This is a genomic window from Intrasporangium sp. (genome assembly GCF_040414665.1).
Taxonomy (GTDB): domain Bacteria; phylum Actinomycetota; class Actinomycetes; order Actinomycetales; family Dermatophilaceae; genus Intrasporangium.
This window is the reverse complement of the sequence record NZ_JBEDUL010000140.1, coordinates 19,255-42,866: the sequence shown is the minus strand read 5'-3', so window position 1 is coordinate 42,866 and position 23,612 is coordinate 19,255. Positions and strand designations below refer to the sequence as shown.

Here is a 23,612-nt window from a genome sequence, read left to right as displayed (position 1 = left end):
GGCGGGCACGCGTCGGAGACTGGAGCGACAGCCCAGCCAAGAGCGAGGAGCACAGCGCATGACCATGGAAGCAACCGGCCGTGTCGTGCAGTCGGTGAGCGGAGCCGTCATCGTCATCGAGCGCACCTTCGGCGCCCCGGTCGCGAAGGTGTGGGACGCCATGGTGGACCCGGATCAGATGAGTCGCTGGATCGGCACCTGGACGGGGAAGCCCGGCGCAGGCAGGCGAGTGGCGTTCGTGATGACCGCCGAGGGCGCGAGCGAGCCCGAGGACGTGCTGATCCATGGCTGTGAGCCACCGACCCACCTCGACGTCGAGGCGTTCCAGGCGGGCACCTCCTGGCGGCTCATGGTCGACCTCATGGAGACCGAGGGCGTCACCACGCTGGTCTTCCGGCAGGGTGTCGACCCGTCTGACGAGGCAGCGAGCAGCTACGGGCCCGGGTGGGAGTACTACCTGGATCGTCTCAGTGCCGTGCTGGAGGGCAGGGACTTCGCGGCCTGGGATGACTACTACCCGGCGCAGCAGGCCTACTGGCAGGAGCAGCTCCGGGGGCTCACCTCGGACGAGCCCTGAGGGCGGATCGGCGCTGCGGCCGCTACGACGGCGCGCGACGGGGTAACCCATGGTCGTGCTGGTCCGCCTTCGGCGAGCCGGCACAGCGCTTGTCCACCCGCCACCGAGGAGGCACCATGTCCACCGACGCCATCGTCATCCTTCGCGACGACCACCGCGAGGTTCGCGCCCTCTTCCGCGAGCTCGAGAAGAGCTCGACCACGGAGGCGCGCCGCGGCCAGATCGTGGGCAAGGTCATCGAGCTGCTCACCGTGCACACCTACATCGAGAACGAGGTCATGTACCCCCAGGTCCGCGCCCTGCTGCCCGACCTCGAGGACGAGATCCTCGAGTCCTACGAGGAGCACCACGTGGCCGACGTGCTGACGATGGAGCTCTACGGGATGAGCCCGGCCGACGAGCGCTTCAGGGCCAAGACCATGGTCCTCATCGAGAACGTCACGCACCACATGGACGAAGAGGAGAGCGAATGGTTCCCCAAGGTGCGTGACAAGCTCGGGCGCAAGCAGCTCCAGGAACTCGGCACACAGCTGTTGGAGGCGAAGAAGCGCGCTCCCCGCTCACCAGCGCAGCCCAGCGCGCTCAAGAAGGCGGTCGACGCCGTCGTCTCGTGAGGTCAGCCGGGGACCGCTCACCGCACGACCCGGGGCAGCCCGACGCGCACCCTGGTCACGCCATCGGAGAAGTGCACGACGGGGTCCTCCACGCTGGGCAGGCCCGCCGCAGCTGTGAGGCTCTCGCTGCAGGACCGCAGCGTCCCTGACCGCAGTGGCCAGGGCTCGTGCTCGACCGGCGTGGCCAGAAGGCTGCCCAGGTGCTTGGTGTAGGCGAGCCAGCGCCCGGTCAGCCAGTCGTCCCGCTCGGACGGCTCGATGAGTGCACCCGGTTCGATGGTCAGGTCGAAGAGCTCGGGCCGTCCCGCGCGGGCCCCCGCATACCGCACGCAGCCGCCGTTGCGCTCGATCCGCAGCCGGGACGCGAAGTAGGGGGCACCGACGAAGGCGCGAGCAGCCGCGGCCACAGCCGTATTGGCCACGTCCAGCGAGAGGAACCACAGGCCATCCCTTCCCTCCGGCCCGCGTACGTAGGTGCGCAGGTTGATCTCCGGAGCGCTCGAGAGATCGGGCAGGCACCGTCCGGGGAGCTGCGAGAGGTCCGGCAGCAGCCGGAGCCCCAGCGGCCGCAGGTCCCACATGACATGTGGGACCAGCGTGACCCATGCCGACCCGTCATGGACATCTGCAGTGAGGCCCGGCGGCAACAGCGCGTCAATCGAGGGTGGCGGCACTCGCCAATGCACGAAGCCGGCCTCGAGCCACGACGTTCGCAGGACCGGCGCGGTGACGCGCTGCTCTGCCCTCGGGCCTGCCATGCCTGGACCGTACCCAGTGACGGTGCGGACCCGATCACGGGTTCCGGTCAGGCGCCGCGCGGGTAGAGAAATGGTCAGGGACCGCAGCGCGCCTGCTGCGGTCCCGTGGGAGAGAGCCATGAGCACCGATCGCATCCAGGACATCTGGGGAACACGCAGTCCCCACCGTGCCGGCGAGACGTGGCCGAGCCGCGTCGACATGTTCCTCGATGACGGCGTCAGCGAGTCGGAGGTCGAGTGGCACCAGTCCGCGTGCGTGCTGTGCTCGAACGGTTGTGGCATGGACATCGCGGTCCAGGCCGGCCGGATGGTGGGCGTGCGAGGTCGTGAGCAGGACCGTGTCAACCACGGACGGCTCGGCCCGAAGGGACTGTACGGCTGGCAGGCCAACCGCTCCCCCGACCGGCTCACGACGCCCCTGCTCCGAGTCGACGGGGAGCTGCGGCCCGCCTCGTGGGACGACGCGATGAGGCTCGTCGTCGAGCACACGCGCGAGGTGCTCACCAGCCATGGCCCGCTCGGGATGGGCTTCTATACGAGCGGCCAGCTCTTCCTCGAGGACTACTACACGCTCGGCATCATCGCTCGGGCCGGCATCGGCACACCGCACCTTGACGCCAACACGCGCATGTGCACCGCCACCTCCGACTTCGCCCTCAAGGAGTCCTTCGGGACCGACGGTGCCCCGGGGAGCCTGACCGACTTCGACCTGTGCGACACCCTGTTCCTCGTCGGGCACAACATGGCCGAGACCCACACCGTGCTCTGGGCGCGGACTCTTGACCGGCTGGACGGTCCCGAGCCCCCGCGGCTGGTCGTCGTCGACCCCCGGCGGACCCCCGTCGCCGAGCGAGCGGACGTGCATCTGGCGATCCGCCCGGGGACGAACCTCGCGCTGCTCAACGGCATCCAGGCAGCACTCATCCGAGATGGTGCCATCGACACGGATTTCGTGGCCCGGCACACGGTCGGTTTCGAGCGGCTCGCCGAGGTCGTGCGCCACTACGACGCCGCGACCGTCGCGGACATCTGTGGCGTCCCTGCGGCCGACATCGAGCGCGCCGCGGAGATCATCGGCAGCGGCACGAGGCTGGTGTCGACGTGCCTTCAGGGCGTCTACCAGTCTCACGAGGCCACTGCGTCCGCCTGTCAGGTCAACAACATCACGCTGCTGCGCGGCATGATCGGCAAGCCGGGTTGCTCTGTGTTCCAGCTCAACGGCCAGCCCACCGCGCAGAACACCCGCGAGACCGGCGCCGACGGTGACTTCGTCGGCATGCGCAACTGGCAGAACCCGGAACACGTGACCGAGCTCGCGCGGCTCTGGAACGTCGAGCCGGCCCAGATCCCGTCCTGGGCGCCGCCGACCCACGTCATGCAGATGATGCGGTATGCCGAGGAGGGCGCGATCCGGTTCCTCTGGGTCAGCGGCACCAACCCGGCGGTCTCCCTGCCCGAGCTGCACCGGATCCGGTCGATCCTCGCACAGGACCGGCTCTTCCTCGTCGTCAGCGACGCGTTCCTCACCGAGACGGCGGCCCTGGCCGACGTCGTCCTGCCTGCGGCCATCTGGGGGGAGAAGCTCGGCACGTTCACCAACCACGACCGGACGGTGCACCTGTCGGAGCGAGCGGTCGCCCCACCGGGTGAGGCCAGGCCCGACCTGGAGATCTTCATGGCGTATGCCGCGGGGCTGGGTCTCACCGACAAGGACGGTGGGCCACTCGTCAGGTGGCACACACCAGAGGAGTGCTTCGAGGCCTTCAAGGAGGTGACGCGAGGGCGGCCCTGCGACTACACCGGCCTGACCTACGAGAAGCTGCGCGGCGGGTCAGGGATCCAGTGGCCCTGCAACGCCGACGCGCCCGAGGGCACGGAGCGTCTCTACACCGACCATCGGTTCAACACCCAGACCGACTACTGCGAGGACTACGGCCATGACCTGACCACCGGCGCAGCCTTCGAGCGCAAGGACCACGCCGACATCGGGGCTGACGGCCGAGCGATGCTCAGGGCCGCACCTCACCACCCGCCCCACGAGCCGGTCAGCGAGGAACGCCCGTTCCTGTTCACCAGCGGTCGCCGGGTGTATCACTTCCACACCCGCACCAAGACGGGGCGTGCACCGCAGCTCCAGGAGGCGGCGCCCTCGCCATGGGTCGAGCTCGCTGCCGCAGATGCGCAGGCGCTCGGCATCGCCGAAGGTGACCTCGTGCGCGTCGAGTCCGCTCGTGGGCATCTCGTGGCGCCCGCCCGCATCACGGGTTCACGAGAAGGCGTGGTCTTCGCACCGTTCCACTACGGCTACTGGGATCGCATGGAGGACCTGACCGCGAGCGCGAGGGCCGAGGAACGCCACCCCACCGCCGCGAACGAGCTGACGATCACGGCCTGGGATCCCGTCTCGAAGCAGCCGCAGGTCAAGCTCGCCGCAGTCAGCGTGAGGAAGGTGTCCTCGTGAAGCTGGACAAGGCCATCGAGCTCGTCACCGAGGCGGAGGAGGACCTGGCGAAGAAGCTGGCCGAGCTTGCCGGCAAACATGCCACCGAGCAGGACGTCTACCACCTCGGGCACCAGCTCGCCGAGCAGAGCCGCGAGCGTCTCGGCCGGCTGGAACCGTTCGGCGACGAGCTCGGCGCGGACGCACCGAACCTCGAGTCCGGCAGCGCAGTGGGCGGGCTCACCGACCGGTTGCGACGCGCCACTGCGACCGCTCTCGGACGGTCGGAGGCGAGCGGGATGATGCTGCTGCTCGACCTGCGGGACGCCTATCTCATCGCGCAGCGCGTCGAGATCAGCTGGGTGATGCTCCTTCAGGCCGCCCGCGCGGCCCGTCAGGTCGAGCTGGAGAAGGTCGTCACGTCATGCCACGAGGAAGCCGAGGGAACGGCGAAGTGGCTGCGCAGCCACATCAAGGTCAGCGCACCTCAGGTCCTCGCCTCCGGCTGAGACGTCGCCGGCGTTCCTCAGGGGCCTTCCGCGGCGAGCCGGACGCCGAACCCGAGCATCGCGGCGCCCGTGAGCCCGTCCATCCAGCGCCGGACGCGCTGCCGCGACAGGACCCACCGGGCCCGGTGAACCGCCACGACGACCAACGCCAGGTATAGCGCGGAGATCGCGGCGTGGGTCAGGGCGAGAGGCACTGCCTGCCAAGGAGACTGGCCGCCAGCAGCAAGGAACTGCGGAAGCACGGCGAGATAGAAGGCCAGCACCTTGGGGTTGGTGATGTTCGAGATGAAGCCCTGGCGCAGTCCCCTGATGACCGCTCGGCCGCCCCCTGCCGTGCCGGCCAAGGGCGCGTGGACGTCGGTCGCTCGCATCGCACTCCGCAGGGCCTGGACGGCGAGGAAGAGCAGGTACGCCACCCCAGCCCACTTGATCGTCACGAAGAGCGGCTCTGACGCCACGATCACCGCACCGAGGCCGAGGGCCACAGCGGTCCCCTGGATCGCGCTCGAGCAGATGACTCCCGCGGTCGACGCCAGCCCGCGGCGGCGACCCCCCGACACAGCGTTCCTGACGACCACGGCGAAGTCAGGCCCGGGAACGAGCGTCACCACCAGGGCGAACAGCGCGAAGGAGCCGTAGGTCTGCCACGTCATGAGCAAAGAGTGACATGGCTCCTGACAGCATGACCAGCCCCCGTTCCGCCTGGTGAACGTTTCCCGGGAAGGAAGTCCCTGATTGTGGACTGTGCCACCGAACAACGCAGCCGTATGCCGCTGAGCTGGCTCAGCGGCATACGGCTTGGTTGGCTTTGTGCGGGTTACGCCCTGGTCAGGCAGGTGCCCGCTCGTAGGCGACAGCCTCTTTGCGACTGAGGGAGACGAGCGCCCAGCCGATGAACACCTGCATCAGGCCGAGCACGATGGCCATGGCGGCGACGCCGAAGGCGACGACCGACGTGAAGAGCGAGGCACGCAGGAAGGATGCGGACATCGCCGTCTGGCGCAGCGGGTCGTCGCGGTCCAGCTGGGCGTAGGTCTTGCCGCCGGTCGCCTCGAGGGCGTGCTTGTCGATGATCTGGGCCTGGGCGTAGGCCGAGAACGGACCGTCCACCTCGTCGCCGGCGAGGAAGGCAGCGTCCTCGGCGACGGTGATGTTGGCGGCCTTGAGCTCGTTGTGGACCATGTAGTAGGTGATGCCGCCAGCGATGATCATGACGATGCCGACGATGGCGACGATCGTCCCCAGGGTTCTTGCGGTACGGCCGGGCATGCGCGTTCCTCTCTAGGTGAACAGTGCGGCTCAGTATGGCGCCCAACGGGACTCACTGGGTGGATGTCGAATTCCCCCGTCACGGCGTGTCCTTGGCGCATGCCCTGCGGCAGTTCGGACGGAATCAGGTCAGCTGCAGGGTCGTCAGGCAGGTCGGTGCCTTTCGACCGGTGGAGATGGCCGAGGTCGCCGTGCGCCCTTCGTGCGTCACGGTGATGGTGCCCTCGATGTCCCGGGGCAGCCAGAACCCGACGAAGCCGTTGGCATAGGTCCGGGCCGGGCCGTCGACGAGGGTCTTGCCAGCCGAGTCGACGATCGTGACATCGACGGGCTGGTCGGCCAGCTCGCCCTTGCACGTGGTGAGGCTGTGGTAGTAGCACTCGTGGGTCTGGCTCACGTACGGCGCGACCGACAGGTAGAACTGTCCGTCCGGCAGCTCGATCCTCGACTCGCCCGAGTCGTCCTTGAGCACGAGCGAGTCGTAGCGGACCGACGCGAGGACGTCGCCTTGGCGCTCGCCGCTCTTCTGGTCGAGGGCCTCGATGACCTCAGTGGCACTGCGACCGGTCTGGCCGAGCTTCGTCAGGATGGCCTGCGCCGTGGAGTCGGCCGGCGCGGCCACGGAGGATGCGGCGGCCTGCGGCAGGTTCGTCGGGCTGCCTGTGCCGCTGGCACAGCCCGCGACGAGCATGAGCGTGGAGGCGGCGGCTGCCGCCACCACGAGGGGGGCGCGGCGGGTCCGGTGCTGGCGGTGGGCTGGGCGCTGTCGGTTGGTCACGGCATCACTGTCCCCGAGCACCCTCAGCGTTCGGCAAAGGGTCCATGAAGGTCTGATGAAGGCGTCCGCTCCGACCCTGCAGGCGAGCCGGTGTCCCGCGGTCGACGGTCCAACAGAACCGTCCGCACGACATAGCCCACGAACACCCAGAAGGCGATGGTGCCGGCGAGCATGAACGCCCACATCCACCACGCGACGTAGCCCCAGCCGTGTCCCATCATGATGACCATCTCCTCACCTCGGCCAGCTGCCCTCCAGATTCATGCTCCGTCGGCCGGGTCTCCACTCCGCGAGGATTCCCTGAAGGTTTGACGAAGTTCGCGCTCCAAGGGACGCGCGCCCGTGTGGCGGCCCGGGAGCGAGCAGACTGGCGCCATGGACTCCCCTCGGCCCGAAGCCGCCTCGTCCACGCCCAGGGTGCTCGTCGTCGACGACGAACGTGCGCTCGCCCAGATGGTCGGCTCCTACCTGACCCGGGCCGGCTACGCCGTGTCCGAGGCCTACACGGGACCGGACGCGGTGTCCCTGGCCCGCGAACTCGATCCCGACGTCATCGTGCTGGACCTCGGCCTTCCGGGTCTCGACGGCATCGAGGTGTGCCGCCAGGTGCGGACCTTCTCGGACTGCTATGTCCTCATGCTCACCGCGCGAGGCGACGAGGTGGACCGCATCGTCGGCCTGACGGTCGGTGCCGACGACTACATCACCAAACCCTTCAGCGCCCGCGAGCTCGTCGCCCGGGTCCAGGCAGTGCTGCGTCGTCCGCGCCGCCGCGGCGGTGCGGCCGGTGACGGCGGCGGGCCGGACGAGGAGCCGGTTCGGGTCTTCGCGGAGCTGTCCATCGACCCGGCGGGGCGCAGTGTGTCCGTGGCTGGGCAGCCAGTCGCACTGACCCGGACCGAGTTCGACCTCCTCGACGTGCTCTCGGCCCGGCCGAGGTACGCCTTCTCGCGGCGCCAGCTCATCGATGAGGTCTGGGACATCGCCTGGGTCGGCGACGAGCACATCGTCGACGTCCACATCGGCCACATCCGTCGCAAGCTCGGGGACGATCCCGCCGCTCCGCGGTACATCGAGACCGTTCGGGGCGTCGGCTACCGGATGGGCAGGGGGTGAGCGCGATGAGTGGCGTGAGAACGAGCCGCTCGTTGGGCGGACGCGGCGGGCTCGCGTCGCGGCTCCTGCTCGCACAGGTCCTCGTCCTCGGCGCCAGTGTGGTCACGGCAGGCGCTGTGGCTGCCCTGTTCGGGCCGCCCCTCTTCCACGAGCATCTGCTCGAGGCGGGTCAGGCGCCCGACTCGCCGCAGCTGGCCCATATCGAGCAGGCGTACCGTGACGCCTCGCTCGTCTCGTTGGCCGTCGCCCTCGTCATCGCCTTGGCCTGCGCTGCTGCGGTCACGTGGTACGTGACGCGTCGCATGCAGGCGCCGCTCGATGCCCTGGCCAACGCGGCCCGGGAGGTCTCGCGAGGCCACTTCGGGGCCAGGGTCGGACCCTTGGGCGCCGGAACCGAGTTCGACGAGCTGGGCCACGCGTTCAACCTCATGGCACGTCAGCTCGAGCAGACGGAGGACACCCGCCGGCGCCTGCTGTCCGACCTGGCCCACGAGCTGCGCACACCGATCGCGACGCTCACGGTCTACTGCGAGGGACTGCGTGACGGCGTGACGACGTGGAACGCCGACACCGAGCGGGTCATGACCGAGCAGACCGAGCGGTTGGCCCGGCTCGCCGCCGACCTGGACGACGTGTCGCGAGCGGAGGAGGGGCGGCTGGCCCTCGACCTCTCTCCGACGCCAGTCCCGGAGCTCATCTGGTCGGCGGCCGAAGCCAGACGCGAGGCCTTTGCTCGCCAGGGCGTCGAACTGCACGTCCGGCCTGACGCGGCGCCGGACGTGCACGTTGAGGCCGATCCGCGGCGAATCGGCCAGGTGCTCGACAACCTGCTCGCCAACGCCCTGCGCCACACGCCTCGGGGCGGTGCGGTGCAGCTGTCCGCCCGGGCGGTCCACGACGCCGTCGAGATCGTCGTCGCGGACACCGGCGACGGGATGAGCGCCGACCAGCTGCCGCACGTCTTCGAGCGGTTCTACCGCGGCGACACCGCGCGGGACCGTGACCGGGGTGGCTCCGGCCTCGGGCTGACGATCAGCCGCGCCATCGCCGATGCGCACCGGGGCAGTCTCGTGGCCTCGAGCGCCGGTCCCGGCGAAGGGTCGACCTTCACCCTCACCCTGCCCTGTGCCTGACCGGGCCACTCGAGGAGGCGCTAACCGCCCTCCGCTCGGACTGCCGCTGATCGCCTCATCCGATGGATCGGGACGATGAAGAACACGGCGATGAGCAGGTAGCCCACGGTCGCAACGACAGGCAGGAAGAGCCCAAGGGCGATCATGACGACGTAGCCGGCCAGACCGGGTGTCAGCTTGCGGGTGAGGGCGACGACCTCCTCGTCGCCGGCATCGGGCCGGACCAGGTTGCGGGACCGGGCATGTCGCCACAGCGCCGACATCGCGAGGGCCGAGCCGAGCAGCGTGAGCCCATAGACCGTGGCGGCAACCTTCGCTGCGTCAGGGTTGCCGATGCTTCCAGCGAGCAGGCGGCTCGGGAAGGGCAGGAAGGAGACGAGCAGCAGGAGCAGGAGGTTGATCCGCAGGAGCCACACGTCGCCGTGATGGAGGTACTCGCTCATCGCCGTGTGGGCGAGCCAGATCGCGCCGACGGTCGCGAAGCTGACCACGTACGCCAAGTAGGACGGCCACTGGTCGAGCACCGCTCGCAGCAGGTCGCTGTCCGAGCCCTCCGGCACGGTGATCTCGAGCACGAGCAGGGTGATCGCGATGGCGAAGACGCCATCGCTGAACGCCTCCATCCGGCCCATGCGCAGCTGGCGCACCGGCCACTCGTCTTCCCGGCTCACGAGGGTCTCCTTCCTGCCGCCCTACCTGCAGGATCCACCCGACCACCCACGCGTGTCAGCGGTATGCCGCTGAGCCGGCCCAGCGGCATACGGCAGAGTCGTTCTCCTCCCGCAGTGGCGCGCCGTCAGCCTGACGCCACCTGCGCCGGCGTGGAGAGCAGTGCGGCGAGAGCGTCGGGCAGGCTCGCGGCGCCGGCTTCCGCGTCGGCGGAGGCCCAGGCGATGACGCCATCCGGTCGGATCAGAACGGCGCCGGGCGCATCGACGCCCGAGCCCACAGCGAGGTGGTGGAGCTTCACGCGCAGTCCCATGCCGGTCTCGATCTGCTCGACCGCCGGATCGTACCCTGCGTGTCCGGGAGGCACGACGAGGGCGAAGCCGTCGGAGACGAGGTCCAGGGTGGACACCGATCGGTCCTCGTCGAGCCAGCGGTGCGGGACCCGTGCGCCGACGCTCCACGTGCCATCCCGGGGGTCCTCGAGAGGCGGCTCCGGTACGTCTGCGCCTGCCGCGGCGGATGACGCGACAACCGCCCCGAGCTCGATCGACGGGTCGTCGAGGGCTGGTTGGAGATCCTCTTTCGGCAGCGATGGGTCGACGCGCAGGACGTAGCGGGTGTAGGCCTGCTCCACCGTGAGGTCGGCGATGGGGCGTCGCTCCTGGTCATAGGTGTCGAGCAGCCCGGGGCCCGCGATGCCGCGGTGCACCAGAGCGAGCTTCCACGCCAGGTTGTGGGCGTCGGCGACGCCGGTGTTGCCACCGAAACCACCCGTCGGTGGCATGACGTGGGCAGAGTCGCCCGCCAGGAACACCCGGCCGCGACCGAACGACGTCGCCGTGGCGGCGCTCGCAGTCCAGTACTGCACGGTCTCGATGTCGACGGGCCGATCGTCGGCCGCCCCCAGCGCCGTTCGGACGAGCTCGACGCACCGGTCGGGTGCCAGGTCCCGCGAGACGTTGTTGTCGCGAACGCCGTCGGCGTCGAAGGTGGCGAAGACCGCCAGGAAGCCCGACTGCGCGTCGATGGCGAAGCGGAAGAAGCCCAGCAGGTGCGGGTGGTTGACGTAGACGACGCTGAGGTTGCGGTCGCCGATGAGGTCACGCAGGTCGGCCCTGAAGTAGATCGTCACGCAGTCGGCGACGTCCCCGTGCCCGGCCAGCGGGATGCCCAGCTGCTCGCGGATCCTGCTGTGGGCACCGTCGGCAGCCACGACGTAGTCGGCCGTGATCTCGAGGTCGGCGCCGCCCGCGCGCGGCCGAAGGACCGCCGCAACGTGGTCCGGGTGCTCGCGCAGTGACACGAGCTCCGTCCCGAAGAGGTGCTCCGCGCCGAGGGCGAGCGCGCGATCACGCAGGACCGGCTCGAGCCCGACCTGGGTGATGAAGAGCCGGGACGTCGGGCTGAGGTCCTCGACGCCGGCGTTGAAGTTCGCGAAGAACGTCGCGAGCTCACGGCCACCGAGGCTCTCCACGGCGACGATGGCGCCGTTCTGGACGAACTCCAGCGCGGCCGCCTGCTCGACCTCGGACTGGATGCCGACGGATCGGAACACTTCCATCGTCCGCTGGTGGAAGGAGGCCGCCCGGGGGTGGATCGCCGTCCCCGAGTGGTGCTCGACGAGCAGATGTGGCACGCCGTGGTGCCCGAGCAGGACGGAGGTGGACAGGCCGACGAGGCTGCCGCCGACGACGAGGACGGGGACGTGGCGGGCGGTCATGGCACTCGGTGTCCTACTCGTTCCGAGTGGCGTGCGTCGCTGAGGACGCGTAGTCCGTGTACTGGTACGGGTTGTCGAGGACCTTCGTCTCGGGGACCTCGGGATTCATCCCGGCGATCCACGCCTCCTCGCCGAGCTCGGACCGGAGGTGCTCCACCGTGCTCTCCACCTCGCGGCGCACTGCTGGCAGGTCGATCCCGATGAGGGCGTGGTCGTGCTTGACGACGCGGCCGTTGACGATGACGGTGTGCACGTCGCCACGCTGTGCCTGGTACACGACGTGACCATAGGGGTTGAGCAGCGGGAACATCGCCGGAGAAGCGTCGTTCTTGATGAGGACGAGGTCGGCGAGCTTGCCCGGCTCGAGCGAGCCGAGCCGCCCGCCGAAGCCGAGCGCGTGGGCACCACCGAGGGTCGCCCACTCGACCGCCTGCTCCGCGTGCAGGTGCACGTGCGTGACCGTCTCGCCCTTCGCGTGGGCCTCGAGGTGCTCGCGGGCACGGTCCGAGCCGACCGTCGCACGCATGGCGGTGAAGAGGTCCCCGCTCATCCAGACGGATGTGTCGATCGACAGCGACGTGTTGATCTCGTGTGCTCGCAGCGCCCAGCTGGGCGGGTAGCCCTGACCGCAGGTCTCCTCGCTCTCGGAGGCGAGCGACACGTTGCCACCCGTTGCGGCGATGCGGTTGTAGGAGTCAGCGGTCAGGGTCGCGGCGTGAACGTAGATGGTCCGGTCCTCCATGAACCCGTTCTCGTACATGAGCCGGATGCCGTCGTCGTTCGTCGCGCCCCAGACGCCGGCATGCGTCGTGACCGGAGCATCGAGGTCGCGCGCGACCTCGAACGCCGCCTTCTCGGGGAAGGCCGGGTCGCCGGTCACGTCGAAGGCCATCTGGAAGCCGAGCATGTCGGACCCGGTGAAACGACGACTGACGAAGTCACGGAACTCCGGTTGCGCGGACCACTCCCACGGTCCGGCCTGGATGTTGCCGTAGGCGAGGACGAACCGGCCCGGGACCGACTCGAGCGCGTCGACGGCTGCGTCCGCATGGTCGACCGTCTGCAGCCCGTGCGACCAGTCCACGCTCGTCGTGACCCCCGCATCGAGCGCCTCGATCGCCGAAAGGACGTTGCCCGCATGGATGTCCTCGGGCCGGAACGCCTTGCCGTGCTGGAGGTAGTACCAGACGAAGTACTGGGTCAGCGTCCAGTCGGCGCCGTAGCCACGCATGGCGGTCTGCCACATGTGGCGATGGGTGTCGATCATGCCAGGCATGACGATGCCGTCCCTGGCGTCGATCTCGATCGTCCCCTCGGGCACGTCGAGGTGCTGCCCGACGGCCTCCACCTGCGTCCCGACGACGAGGACGTCCGCGTCGTGCAGAACCGTCCTGCCCGCATCCATGGTGATGACCGTGCCGCCACGGAGGACGAGCGGCCGGCCGCTGTCGAAGTCGCTGCTGGTGACGCTGGGGCCTTGTGCTGTCATGGCTACCTTCCCGCTCGCGCAACCGCGGACGAGTGTCCGCAGATCGGTCCACTCCCGTTCAGGTCAGCGTCCTCCCGGTCTGTTGCGGTGTCAAGACCTCCTGCCTTGGGCTACAGTCGTAGCGAATCGGACGAACGTCCGGCTTCCTCGTCGTCAAGCGCGGGCAGGTGACAGACCTGGCCACCAGGCCGCCGCGGACCCGTAGGGAGGTTGTCATGGCCCGTCGCGACGCCGATCCGGACTTCATCGAGTCGATCGCCCGCGGCTTCGACGTCATCCGGGCGTTCCAGCCGGGCACGACAGCGATGTCGCTCAGCGACGTGGCGACCGCGGCCGGCCTGGCCCGGCCCACCGCACGACGCATCCTTCGGACTCTCGAGGCCCTGGGCTACGTCCGATCCGTGGAGGGGCGCCACACGCTGACGCCACGCGTCCTCGAGCTGGGTCTGGCCTACGTCCAGTCGGTCGGCCTCTGGGACGTCGCCCGGCCGCACCTGGAACGACTGGTGGCCCAGACACACGAGTCGAGCTCCATCGCGCAGCTCGACGGCTCGGACATCGTCTACGTTGCGCGCGTGTCGGTTCCGAAGATCATCGCCCTCGCCGTGCACATCGGCACCCGGTTCCCGGCCCCCGCCACGTCGCTCGGCAAGGTCCTGCTCGCCGACCTGTCCCGAGAGGAGCTCGACCGGGCTCTCTCCCAGCCGAGCCGCTCCGGCGTGGAGCCGCGGCACCTCCCCGGGCGCGAGGAGCTGGAGGCGATCCTGCGAGACGTGCGCGCCAAGGGCTGGGCGGCGACGGATGAGCAGCTCGCCCGGGGCGTCCGCTCGGTGGCCGTCCCGCTCCGCAACGGCGAGGGGCGGGTCGTTGCCGCCGCCAACGTCACCGTGCACGCGGCCGAGACGTCGATGGACACCCTGCTGGGGTCGCATCTTCCGCTCCTGCTTCGCACCGCCGCGGACATCAGTGCCGACTTCGCGGCACGCGACGCACTTCCGCTGGCCACGGCCCGCACGGTTTCTTGACAGCGTCCCCTCACGGTCAGACACTCGGAAGGTCGCGGACGTTCGTCCGCTAGACGGACGGTGGAAGGAAGCCCCTGTGGCGGACCCGCGTGACTCCCGGACCTCGAATGCGCCCGCCGCGGACCGCGCTCGAGCCGGTGTCGGCTCGTCCGGTCCGCTCACGGGCCTGCTCGTCGCGGACTTCTCGCGGATCCTCGCCGGACCCTACGCGACCATGCTGCTCGGCGACCTGGGGGCGGATGTCGTCAAGGTCGAGTCACCGGGCGGTGATGACACGCGAACCTGGTTGCCGCCCACCCGCGGCGACGTGGCGACGTACTACCTGGCCATCAACCGGAACAAGCGCTCGGTGACGCTGGACTTCGCAGATCCGGAGGACCGAGCGCTCGCGCACGAGCTTGCGGCTCGCGCCGACGTGGTCATCGAGAACTTCAGGCCCGGTGGCCTGCGGAAGTTCGGTCTGGACTACGCCTCCGTGGCCGAGCGCAACCCGTCCGTCGTCTACGCCTCGATCAGTGGCTTCGGGTCCGGGGGCGGGGCGTCCCTGCCGGGCTACGACCTCATCGTCCAGGCGATGTCCGGCCTGATGAGCCTCACCGGAGACCCCGACGGCCCGCCCTACCGCGCGGGGATCTCCGTGTTCGATGTCATGTCCGGCATGCAGGCGACCATCGGCATCCTGGCAGCGCTCCAGCACCGCGCCCGTTCCGGCGAGGGGCAGCAGGTCGAGGTCAACCTGCTGTCCACGGCCCTGTCCGGGATGGTGAACCAGTCGAGCGCCTGGGTCGCCGGCGGCGACGTCCCCAACCGGATGGGCAACGCGCACCCCAGCCTGTTCCCCTACGAGCCGTTGCCGACCTCTGACGGCGACCTCATCATCACCGCCGGCAACGACGGCCAGTTCCGCCGGCTCTGCGACGCGCTCGGCATCCCCGACGTCGCCGATGACCCTCGCTTCGAGCACAACCAGGACCGCAACACCCACCGGGAGGCGCTGCGTCCGCTGCTCGTCGCGGCCCTCGCGAGGCGGACCCGAGCGGAGTGGTTCCGCGCCCTCACGGATGCGGGCGTCGCGTGCGGCCCGATCAACACGGTTGAGGAGGGAGTCCGCTTCGCGACCGAGATCGGTCTCGACCCCGTCGTCACGGTCGGCGAGGGAGACCAGGCGGTTCCCACGGTTCGCAACCCGATCACGTTCTCTGCCACGCCTGCCCGCTACGTGCTCCCCCCGCCTGGTCTGGCCGAGCACGACGCCGAGATCCGTGCCTGGCTGACGGGCCAGCCCACGACCGCGACGGCGACGAGGGGTGCCCCATGACGACGCCCGGCTACCCGACGTCCCTCGGCGTCTCCACCGAGGCGACGATCTCCCTGCTCGGGGAGGACATCACCGACCTCATGGGATCCGTCGGCTTCGGCGAGCTCGCGTACTGGCTCATGACGCTCCGCCGCCCGAGTCCGGGCGAGGCGCGGGTCCTCGAGGCGGTGCTCGTGGCCCTCGCCGACCACGGTTTCACCCCGACGGCCATCGCGGCCCGCCTGACCTACCTCTCGGCACCGGACGCGCTTCAAGGCGCAGTCGCAGCCGGACTGCTGGGTGGCGGGTCTCGATTTCTCGGGGTCACCGAAGACTGCGGCACCTTCCTCGCGAAGGTGCTTGAGCGGCATACGGCAGACATTCCGTCCGTTGACGACACGTCCGGCTGGGACGAGCTGGCACGGATGGCCGTCCGGGAGGCGCGCGAAGCAGGCAGCTACGTGCCCGGGCTCGGGCACCCGGTCCACAAGGTCGAGGACCCGAGGACCCCTCGCCTCCTGGCGATCGCGGAGGAGGCCGGCACGCTGGGACCCCACCTGCGCCTCTTCGGCGCGATCGGCCGGGTCCACGAGGACATCCTCGGGCGGCACCTGCCCCTCAACGGCGCCGGCGTCTGTGGCGCCGCCCTCGCCGACATCGGCATCCCGCTCGCCATGCTGCGTGGCGTCGCGCTGCTCGCGCGGACCGCGGGACTGTTGGGCCAGCTCGCGGAGGAGCAGCGCCGGCCCGTAGGCATGGACGTCTACCTCTCCGTCGACCGGCACGCGACCTACGTGCCGCCGGAGGAGCCACGTGACTGACCGCATCACCATCAACCCACGGGAGGGCACCAGACATGGCCGAGGTCGTCGCCGTCATCGCCTCGACGCATCACCCCTTCTACCTCCGGGCCAGCACCGCCACGGGTGATGCCAGGCCACCCTTCGCGGACGAGTGGGTCGCCAAGGTCGAGACCTTCCGTGCGACCCTCACGCGCGTCAACCCGGACCTGCTCGTCATGGTGGGCAGCGACCACTTCCACCAGCTCTGGCTCGACAACATGCCGCAGTTCCTCATCGGCAAGGCGCCGTTCTATGACGCCAACTGGTACAACGAGGAACGCGAGTTCGGTTTGCCCCGAATGCGACTCGCGGGGAACGTGGACCTTTCCTCCCACCTGTTGCGTCAGGGACTCGACGCAGGCTTCGACCTCGCCTTCAGCAACGAGCTGCGAATCGACCACTCGATCACGTGCCCGATCATCACGCTGCGCCCACAGGCGGATCTGCCGATCGTACCGATCTACACGAACATCTTCGCGCCACCACTGCCCCAGCCGGCCCGCTTCGTGGAGCTGGGTCGCACCATCCGCCGGCTCGTCGAGAGCTGGCCCTCCCACCTGCGCGTGGCCATCATCGGGACCGGGCACCTGTCCCTCGAGCTCGGCGGCCCGCGGCAGTTCGGCCCGCACGGTCCCGACCCCGAGTTCGACCGCAGGGCCGTGGACTGGATCGCGAAGGGCGACATCGAGGGCTGCCTGGCCGAGGTGACGCTCGACAGTCTCCACACGCCCGGCAACGCCACCCACGGCTTCATGGACTTCATGCTCATGATGGGCGTTGCGGGCGACCACGTCGCTGCTGACTACGTCGACACCCTCGACCTCTTCCACACGATGGAGGCCTACTTCACCTGGTACCCGAAGGGAGCCGTCTCGTGAGCCGGTACCTGCTGGACAAGTTCCTCTTCACCATCGACCGGGACCCGGAGCTCGTCGAGCGCTACCGGGACGACCCGGTCGGGACGGTCGCCTGGTGGGAGGAGACCATGGCCGGTCGCCTGTTGGGGTGTCCACCGCTCGAGGCGAGCACATGGCAGGAGCTGACCGCCGAAGAGCGTGAGGCGCTCGCGACCCACGACTATCCCGCGCTGTTCCGGCTGGGCGCGCACCCGTTCCTCACGCTCACCCTGTTCATCGCGATGTTCGAGCGCGACTACGACGAGCCACTCGGCTTCCAGCTCGCCTACGCCACCAAGCTCGCCCACTTCTCGCTGCCCTACCCGGACATCGCAACATGATCCGCGCGGCCCACCTCATCGCCCACGGTCGGCCGCCGGAGCTGGTCGAGACAACCGCGCCGACGCGGTCGACCGGCGAAGCCGTCGTCGCCGTGACGGCCGCGCCGATCACGCCACTGGACGTCCTCTGCGCGACGGGCACGTCCTACTTCGGGGCTCCCGCGCTCCCGTACGTCCCCGGGGTCCAGGGCGTCGGGACCATCGTCGAGGCCAGCCACCTTGCCCCGGACACCCGGGTCTGGTTCCCCTCGTCGGCCGGAATGACGGCTGGGGACGGCAGCCTGGCCGAGCGCGCCCTCGCGACCGAAGCCGAGCTGGTCCCGCTCCCCGACGGCGTGACGGACGAGCTCGTCGCCGGCCTCGGGCTGTCGGCGATCGCCGCCTGGATGTCCCTGACGTGGCGCGCCCGCCTCCAGTCCGGCGAGACCGTCCTCGTCCTCGGCGCGGGTGGCGTGGTCGGCCAAGTGGCCGTGCAGGCGGCACGGATCCTCGGTGCCCGTCGCGTCGTGGCCGCCGCGCGCAGCGCCGACTCCCGCGAACGCGCCAGGTCGTATGCCGCTGACGACGTTGTCGAGCTACGCGCCGGTGAGGACGTGGCGGGCCTCGCCGCCCGCTTCGAGCAAGCGTGTGGCGGCCCGGTCTCCGTCGTCATCGACCCGCTCTGCGGCGTCCCGGGATCCGCTGCGGCCGAGGTGCTGGCGGAGGGAGGTCGCCTGGTCAACCTCGGCAGCTCAGCAGGCGCGACCGCCCAGTACACCTCGGCCACCCTGCGCAGCCGTAGCGCGGCGATCCTCGGGTACACGAACAACTCCTTGACCAACGACCAACGCCGCGAGGCGCTGACGTCGCTGCTGCACCATGCGGCGGAGGGCCGGCTCACGGTCGACCACGAGACCGTAGAGTGGGACGACCTTCCCGACGCCTGGGCCAGGCAGGCTGACGGTCTGGCGAGGCGCCGGATCGTCGTCCGGGTCACGTAGGTGCCACGGGCCCTCGATCCGGAGGGGGTCGGCGAACATGAGGATCCACACCATCGGCCACTCGACTCGGCCACTGGAGGAGTTCCTCGCCATCCTGCGCGCCCACGACCTCTCTTGCCTCGTCGACATCCGCACCGTGCCGAAGTCCCGTCACAACCCGCAGTTCCACATCGACGCGCTCTCCCGGACGCTTCCGCCTGCCGGAGTCGAGTATCGACACCTGCCCTCCCTCGGCGGGCTGCGTCAGGCCGGCACCGACTCGCCCAACCGGGGCTGGCGCCATGCCAGCTTCCGCGGCTTCGCCGACTACATGGCCACGCCGGAGTTCGCCTCCGGCATCGAGGACCTGCTCGCCGTGGCCCGCGCGCAACCGACCGCGATCATGTGCGCGGAGGCGGTCCCTTGGCGCTGCCACCGCTCGCTCGTCGGCGACGCCCTTCTCGTCCGTGGTATCGACGTCATCGACATCTACGACGAACGCAAGGCCACACCAGAGACCCTGACCTCCTTCGCGGTCGTGGACGGCCTGGCCATCACCTATCCCGCCAGCCACTGACCACCGCAACGTCGCCAGGGCGAAGCCCGTGCGCCACGACACGTCGTGATTCTCACGCACCTCAAACTGCGTGAGGTTGTCCTTTCATCAATACGCTCATCCTGTGGCGGTGACCACCGAACGTGATGGTCCAAGCCGGACGATGACCTCGGATCGCGTCCGGTGGTGCATCGCCATCGCCCTCGCCTACTACCTGCTGGCCCGCCTGGGCCTGGAGCTCTCCCTCGTCGCCGATAGCGTCACGCCCCTCTGGCCGCCAACCGGCATCGCGGTGGCGGCCTTCGTCGTCCTGGGACGCTGGGTGTGGCCAGCGGTGGCTGTCAGCGCCCTGGTGGTCAACCTGCAACTGGACGTCGGGGTGTTGCCGGCCATCGCGACCGCGGCCGGCAACACGCTCGCCCCCCTGGCAGCCGCACTGCTGCTCGAGCGAGTTGGCTTCCGGCGTCAGCTGGACCGGCAGCGGGACGCGGTCGCCATCGTCGCGGCAGCCTTGGGCTGCACGCCCATCAGCGCGACGATCGGCTCGAGTGCCCTTGTCCTCTCCGGCGCCATCCCCAGGGAGCAACTGCCAGGAGCATGGGCCGTGTGGTGGACCGGGGACACGATGGGCATCCTCGCCGTGACACCGTTCCTGCTCAGCCTGCTTCTCTTCCGCGAGCTGCCACGGTGGCCGTGGCGGCAGTGGTTCGAGCTCGTCGCCATCCTCCTCATCGTGGTCCTCACCACGACGTGGGCGACCCAGTCGTTGCAGGTGCTCTTCCTCGCGCTGCCAGCCGTGGGCTGGGCCGCGTGGCGGCTGCAGCTCAGGGGCGCCGCGCCGGCCGCCCTCATCGCGTCGCTCATCGCCACGTGGAACGCCGCCAATCAGACCGGTCCGTTCCGGGGGCAGCCGCTCTTGGGCCAGACGCTCACCCTGCACGCCTTCAACGCCTGCGTCGCCCTGACGTCCTTCGTGCTGGCCGCGCTCGTCACGGAGCGCAACAACGCGGCGGCGGCTCTCCACGAAGCGGCCGCCGACCTCGAGGCCCGGGTCGAGGCTCGCACAGAGCAGCTCTCCGCACTCAACGATCGCCTCGCCACCGAGGTCCGCGACCGGTTCGAGGCCCAGCAGCAGCTGGGTCGGGAGGAGGCTCGCACTCGACGGGAGCACGACATCGCAGAGACGCTGCAGCGCACGCTCCTGCCCGAGCGCCTCCCCGACCTGCCCGGGGTGGGGCTCGCAGCGCGCTACGTCCCGGCCACGAGCGACGTCCAGATCGGCGGCGACTGGTACGACGTCCTGCCGGTGCCGGGCGGTCGGGTCGGACTCGCGATCGGCGACGTCGCAGGGCATGGGCCGTCGGCCGCCGCATCCATGGCGCAGCTCCGGATGGCGCTGCGCGTCTATGCGCTTCAGGATCCATCCCCAGCCTCGGTGCTCCGCAGCGTCCATCGGCTCGTGTCGCAGCTGCCGATGCCGGAGATGGTCACCCTGCTCTATGCCGTACTCGACCCGGTCACCCGCACCGTGCGGTATGCCACTGCGGGACATCCGCCCATCCTTGCCTTCGACCGCACGAGGACGTCCTACCTGAGCGGCGGACTCGCACCGCCCATCGGCGTCACCGCCGAGGCTTTCTACCAGGAGGAGGTCCGGGAGCTCGACCCCGGCTCCACCCTGTTGCTCTACACCGACGGCCTCGTCGAGCGTCGGGGGGAGTCGATCACGGAAGGGCTGGACCGGCTCGGCGAAGCCGCGAAGACCATGGCCGGCGAGGACCTCGAGCGCCTGTGCGACCACCTGCTCCGTTCGATGATCGTCCTCGGGGATGTCGCCGACGACGTCGCCCTCATAGCGGTGCGTCCGCTGCCGATCGCCGGGGGGCCACTTCGCGTCACCGTCAAGGCCGAGGCACGGATGCTGGCCCAGGCACGGGGCTCCCTGCGGCGGTGGTTGCGTGATGCCGGAGTCGCGCCGGACGTCGAGCACGACCTCCTCGTCGCATCCGGCGAGGCCTGCGCGAACGTCGTCCAGCATGCGTACGCCGCGGCTCCGGGCGACCTCGAGCTCGAGGCCAGCCTCGATGAGGGCCTCCTTCAGGTGTGGGTCCGCGACCGCGGTCACTGGCGGGCGCCAGCCGACCGCGGCGGTGGCTGGGGGCTGCAGCTGATGCGAGCCCTGACGGACACTGTCAACGTCTACCGCACTGCCGAAGGGACCGTCGTGCACCTCCAGCGCTGGATCGGCCTACGCCACGGGAGCCGCCCATGACCGGGCGGGCGCGGATCACGTCCGAGGAGCACCCGGACCGGGTCACGCACGTCCACGTCTCCGGTGAGATCGACCTGGCCAACGTCGACGAGGTCCGCCACGCCATCACCACCGCCCTGTCCAACGATCCCGCCCGAGTGGTCCTCGACCTGCGGGACACGACCTATCTCGACAGCGCGGCCATCGCCATGCTGTTCCGGCTCGCCCAGCGACTCGGGCATCGGCGGCAGCAGCTCCGCCTCGTCGTCCCCAAGGAGGCCCCGATCCGGGCGGTGCTCGACCTGACCCGGATCGACACGGTCATCCCGCTGGACGACGCGGTGGAAGCCGCGGACCCGATGACTGAGCCACTGGCTCCGGAGACCTGACCACCGGACTGAGCTCAGCGGCATACCCCTGAGGACCGGTCACACGCGGTCGGTGACCACGCCGCGAAGGAACGCGAGGTAGTCGTCGACGGATCGCGCGCCAGAGACGGCCGCGTGACCATTTGCGAGGACGAACGGCACGCTGTGGACGCCCATCGAGCGGGCGAGCTGCTCATCTGCACGCACCTCGGCCGCATAGTCCTCGGCGGCGAGGACGGCCGCCACGCGCCTCTCGTCGAGGCCGGCCTCGGCGGCGAGCCGCTGCAGCACCTCGTGGTCGTCGATGGCCAACCCTTCGCTGAAGTGTGCGGAGTGGAACCGCTCGTAGGCGGCGCACTGGAGCGCTGGCCCGCCCATCTCGAGGGCGAGCTCGCACAGCCGGTGGGCATCGAAGGTGTTGGCCCGGACGGCCGTGTGCCAGTCGAAGCTGAGCCCGTCACCGGAGGCCTCCTCGCTGACCCGCGCGTTCATCAGGCGGCCACCCTCAACCCCGCCGCCGTACCTGCGGCCGAGATGCTCCGCCACACCCATGCCTTCGCCGACGGGAACCGTCGGGTCGAGCTCGAAGGCCCGCATCCGCATCGTGACGTCATGGGGCCGCTCGAAGGCGGCGATGGCGGCCTCGATGCGCCGCTTGGCGATCCAGCACCAGGGACACACGAGATCCGACCAGACCTCGAGCGCGACGTGGGTCGAGGACTCCGCAGCGGACTGGTTGGTCATCGGCTCAGTCTTGCATGACCCGACGCACCCTCCGAGCCGTCGAGGCCCCCTCCGCTCGCAGCGGTGGGGGCCTCGTGAGGTGGCCTGGCGCGTGGGACCAGAATCAGTAGCGGCCGTAACCGGACGGCGTCGTCCAGATCGAGTGGTAGCCGATCACGGTGCCGGGACGCTGGGCGTCGATCATGCGGCCGGGGCTGACGTAGATCCCGACGTGGTAGGCCGGGTAACCGAAGAAGACCAGGTCACCCGGCTGCGGGTTGGTCACCCGTGCTGCCGACGCCTGCTGCGCGGACGCGGTCCGCGGGATCGAGATGCCGGCCTGGCGGTAGACCCATGAGGTGAAGCCGGAGCAGTCGAAGCCGCTCGTGGAGCTGCCACCGTAGACATAGGGGACGCCGAACATGGACTGGGCGATGCCAACGATGCCGGAGGCGGAGGGCGCCGGGTCGGCGATCGGGGTCCGCTGCGTCGTGCGGGAGGCTCGCTGCGCTGCGACGCGACGCTCCTGTGCGGCCCGCTCGGCTGCATCGGCGCGCTCCTTGGCCTCGGAGCGCTCCTTCTCGAGGACGACGTCCTTGATGACGAGCGGCTTGGAGGCCTTGACCTGGTGCGTGGTCGCCTGCTGCGCGAAGCCGATGGCGTTGAGGGCGCTCGCCGTCTTGAGCGTCGCCGACTGGGGGCCGACGACGACTGCGCTGCTCGGGGCGGCGTTCACCGGGGCGGCGAGCTGGCCGTCGGCGGCGGCGGGCTGGGCGAATGTCGCGACGAGCCCGCCGGAGGCTGCGACGATCGCGGCACCCTTGACGGCCGGCTGCGCCGACTCCTTCGCGATGAGCTTGAGCTCTGAGAGCGGGTTGTAGCGTTCGGGGCTGCGGTGACGGCCGGCAACGATTTGAGCCACGTGTCCATTACCTCTCGACGCCTGCGAGGTGAGCTGTCGGGTTCGGGTGGGAGGTACTACCCGGCCCTCGCTCGGACCCGAAGGTCCTCGGAGGACTACACCCCAAGGACGTCTCGCGACGCCCGGAGATTGGTTCCCCCGCTCCTGCCATGCGGTCTTGTCACGGCCCCTGACCGGCGGCAGGACTTGGCGATCCGGTCCGAAGCACTCCCTCGATCCGAGCGAGCCCGCTCAAACTATCCAAACCGCCCACGGTTGTCACGCTCGGATCACAGGTTGGGGACAACTTTTTTCGGCGGGGATCAGCCGGGTCGGCCGCCGTCGAACGAACCTTCGAGCGGCGGGACGTGGAGCAGCGAC

General features: G+C 69.8%; 25 protein-coding genes and 1 riboswitch. Of the genes, 15 read left to right on the top strand and 10 right to left on the bottom strand.

All coding sequences use genetic code 11. The features are described 5' to 3' along the window. The first annotated feature begins 58 nt into the window (after positions 1–58). Positions 59–577: an SRPBCC family protein gene (locus ABF401_RS14515; RefSeq protein WP_353510282.1), complete on the top strand. Its 519-nt coding sequence runs from the start codon at positions 59–61 to the stop codon at positions 575–577. 116 nt (positions 578–693) lie between these two features. Then, positions 694–1,191: a hemerythrin domain-containing protein gene (locus tag ABF401_RS14510; RefSeq protein WP_353510281.1), complete on the top strand. Its 498-nt coding sequence runs from the start codon at positions 694–696 to the stop codon at positions 1,189–1,191. Positions 1,192–1,208: 17 nt separating this feature from the next. Here ABF401_RS14510 and ABF401_RS14505 read toward each other — a convergent pair whose 3' ends face one another. After that, positions 1,209–1,949: a YqjF family protein gene (locus tag ABF401_RS14505; protein ID WP_353510280.1), complete on the bottom strand. Its 741-nt coding sequence runs from the start codon at positions 1,947–1,949 to the stop codon at positions 1,209–1,211. A 118-nt stretch (positions 1,950–2,067) separates the two neighbouring features. Between ABF401_RS14505 and ABF401_RS14500 the strand changes: the two genes are divergently transcribed. Further along, positions 2,068–4,410, top strand: coding sequence for a molybdopterin oxidoreductase family protein (locus ABF401_RS14500; protein ID WP_353510279.1), 2,343 nt, complete (start codon positions 2,068–2,070; stop codon positions 4,408–4,410). Beyond that, a complete protein-coding gene (locus tag ABF401_RS14495; RefSeq protein ID WP_353510278.1) occupies positions 4,407–4,898 on the top strand; it encodes a hypothetical protein in 492 nt (163 codons plus the stop codon). Before ABF401_RS14500 ends, ABF401_RS14495 begins: the two co-directional genes overlap by 4 nt. 17 nt (positions 4,899–4,915) lie before the next feature. Here the strand turns inward: ABF401_RS14495 and ABF401_RS14490 are convergent, their stop codons facing one another. From ABF401_RS14490 to ABF401_RS14475, 4 genes are all read right to left on the bottom strand, one after another. Continuing rightward, the gene (locus ABF401_RS14490) at positions 4,916–5,551 is read right to left on the bottom strand and encodes a LysE family translocator (protein ID WP_353510277.1); all 636 of its coding nucleotides are present in this window, start codon (positions 5,549–5,551) and stop codon (positions 4,916–4,918) included. Between the two features lie 175 nt (positions 5,552–5,726). After that, on the bottom strand, positions 5,727–6,167 hold the full coding sequence (locus ABF401_RS14485; RefSeq protein WP_353510276.1) for an aromatic ring-opening dioxygenase LigA: 441 nt from the start codon (positions 6,165–6,167) through the stop codon (positions 5,727–5,729). Positions 6,168–6,291: 124 nt separating this feature from the next. Continuing rightward, a complete protein-coding gene (locus tag ABF401_RS14480) occupies positions 6,292–6,945 on the bottom strand; it encodes a CueP family metal-binding protein (RefSeq protein ID WP_353510275.1) in 654 nt (217 codons plus the stop codon). Between the two features lie 23 nt (positions 6,946–6,968). Continuing rightward, positions 6,969–7,175 carry a hypothetical protein gene (locus ABF401_RS14475; RefSeq protein ID WP_353510274.1) on the bottom strand — a complete coding sequence of 69 codons (207 nt, stop codon included), beginning with the start codon at positions 7,173–7,175 and terminating at the stop codon, positions 6,969–6,971. Between the two features lie 145 nt (positions 7,176–7,320). On the opposite strand from ABF401_RS14475, the gene ABF401_RS14470 reads away from it, so the two are divergent. Beyond that, positions 7,321–8,061 carry a response regulator transcription factor gene (locus tag ABF401_RS14470; RefSeq protein ID WP_353510273.1) on the top strand — a complete coding sequence of 247 codons (741 nt, stop codon included), beginning with the start codon at positions 7,321–7,323 and terminating at the stop codon, positions 8,059–8,061. 5 nt (positions 8,062–8,066) lie between these two features. Then, positions 8,067–9,194 carry a sensor histidine kinase gene (locus ABF401_RS14465; protein ID WP_353510272.1) on the top strand — a complete coding sequence of 376 codons (1,128 nt, stop codon included), beginning with the start codon at positions 8,067–8,069 and terminating at the stop codon, positions 9,192–9,194. A 20-nt stretch (positions 9,195–9,214) separates the two neighbouring features. Here the strand turns inward: ABF401_RS14465 and ABF401_RS14460 are convergent, their stop codons facing one another. From ABF401_RS14460 to ABF401_RS14450, 3 genes are all read right to left on the bottom strand, one after another. After that, positions 9,215–9,865: a TMEM175 family protein gene (locus ABF401_RS14460; RefSeq protein ID WP_353510271.1), complete on the bottom strand. Its 651-nt coding sequence runs from the start codon at positions 9,863–9,865 to the stop codon at positions 9,215–9,217. A 125-nt stretch (positions 9,866–9,990) separates the two neighbouring features. Continuing rightward, positions 9,991–11,583, bottom strand: coding sequence for an FAD-dependent monooxygenase (locus ABF401_RS14455; RefSeq protein ID WP_353510270.1), 1,593 nt, complete (start codon positions 11,581–11,583; stop codon positions 9,991–9,993). 13 nt (positions 11,584–11,596) lie between these two features. Then, positions 11,597–13,072 carry an amidohydrolase family protein gene (locus ABF401_RS14450; RefSeq protein ID WP_353510269.1) on the bottom strand — a complete coding sequence of 492 codons (1,476 nt, stop codon included), beginning with the start codon at positions 13,070–13,072 and terminating at the stop codon, positions 11,597–11,599. Positions 13,073–13,287: 215 nt separating this feature from the next. Here ABF401_RS14450 and ABF401_RS14445 point away from each other — a divergent pair, with 215 nt between their 5' ends. The 9 genes from ABF401_RS14445 (at position 13,288) to ABF401_RS14405 (ending at position 21,628) form a co-directional block, all read left to right on the top strand. Beyond that, positions 13,288–14,097: an IclR family transcriptional regulator domain-containing protein gene (locus tag ABF401_RS14445; RefSeq protein ID WP_353510268.1), complete on the top strand. Its 810-nt coding sequence runs from the start codon at positions 13,288–13,290 to the stop codon at positions 14,095–14,097. A 76-nt stretch (positions 14,098–14,173) separates the two neighbouring features. After that, positions 14,174–15,415, top strand: coding sequence for a CaiB/BaiF CoA transferase family protein (locus ABF401_RS14440; RefSeq protein ID WP_353510267.1), 1,242 nt, complete (start codon positions 14,174–14,176; stop codon positions 15,413–15,415). Beyond that, entirely contained in the window at positions 15,412–16,215 is an 804-nt protein-coding gene (locus ABF401_RS14435) for a citryl-CoA lyase (RefSeq protein WP_353510266.1), read from the top strand. Before ABF401_RS14440 ends, ABF401_RS14435 begins: the two co-directional genes overlap by 4 nt. A 35-nt stretch (positions 16,216–16,250) precedes the next feature. Further along, positions 16,251–17,114, top strand: coding sequence for a DODA-type extradiol aromatic ring-opening family dioxygenase (locus ABF401_RS14430; protein WP_353510265.1), 864 nt, complete (start codon positions 16,251–16,253; stop codon positions 17,112–17,114). Then, positions 17,111–17,473 carry a hypothetical protein gene (locus tag ABF401_RS14425; RefSeq protein ID WP_353510264.1) on the top strand — a complete coding sequence of 121 codons (363 nt, stop codon included), beginning with the start codon at positions 17,111–17,113 and terminating at the stop codon, positions 17,471–17,473. Before ABF401_RS14430 ends, ABF401_RS14425 begins: the two co-directional genes overlap by 4 nt. After that, on the top strand, positions 17,470–18,453 hold the full coding sequence (locus tag ABF401_RS14420) for a quinone oxidoreductase family protein (protein ID WP_353510263.1): 984 nt from the start codon (positions 17,470–17,472) through the stop codon (positions 18,451–18,453). Before ABF401_RS14425 ends, ABF401_RS14420 begins: the two co-directional genes overlap by 4 nt. A gap of 37 nt (positions 18,454–18,490) precedes the next feature. Next, positions 18,491–19,009, top strand: a complete 519-nt coding sequence (locus tag ABF401_RS14415) for a DUF488 domain-containing protein (protein ID WP_353510262.1) — start codon at positions 18,491–18,493, stop codon at positions 19,007–19,009. Positions 19,010–19,151: 142 nt separating this feature from the next. After that, positions 19,152–21,260: a SpoIIE family protein phosphatase gene (locus ABF401_RS14410; RefSeq protein ID WP_353510261.1), complete on the top strand. Its 2,109-nt coding sequence runs from the start codon at positions 19,152–19,154 to the stop codon at positions 21,258–21,260. Continuing rightward, positions 21,257–21,628, top strand: a complete 372-nt coding sequence (locus ABF401_RS14405) for an STAS domain-containing protein (protein ID WP_353510260.1) — start codon at positions 21,257–21,259, stop codon at positions 21,626–21,628. The genes ABF401_RS14410 and ABF401_RS14405 overlap by 4 nt, the downstream gene beginning before the upstream one ends. A gap of 39 nt (positions 21,629–21,667) precedes the next feature. On the opposite strand, the gene ABF401_RS14400 is transcribed toward ABF401_RS14405, so the two are convergent. Further along, complete coding sequence (locus tag ABF401_RS14400) at positions 21,668–22,351, bottom strand: DsbA family oxidoreductase (protein WP_353510259.1); 684 nt, start codon at positions 22,349–22,351, stop codon at positions 21,668–21,670. A 103-nt stretch (positions 22,352–22,454) separates the two neighbouring features. Further along, positions 22,455–23,252: a C40 family peptidase gene (locus ABF401_RS14395; protein ID WP_353510258.1), complete on the bottom strand. Its 798-nt coding sequence runs from the start codon at positions 23,250–23,252 to the stop codon at positions 22,455–22,457. Between the two features lie 6 nt (positions 23,253–23,258). Beyond that, positions 23,259–23,425, bottom strand: a riboswitch (cyclic di-AMP (ydaO/yuaA leader). Positions 23,426–23,612 lie beyond the last annotated feature (187 nt).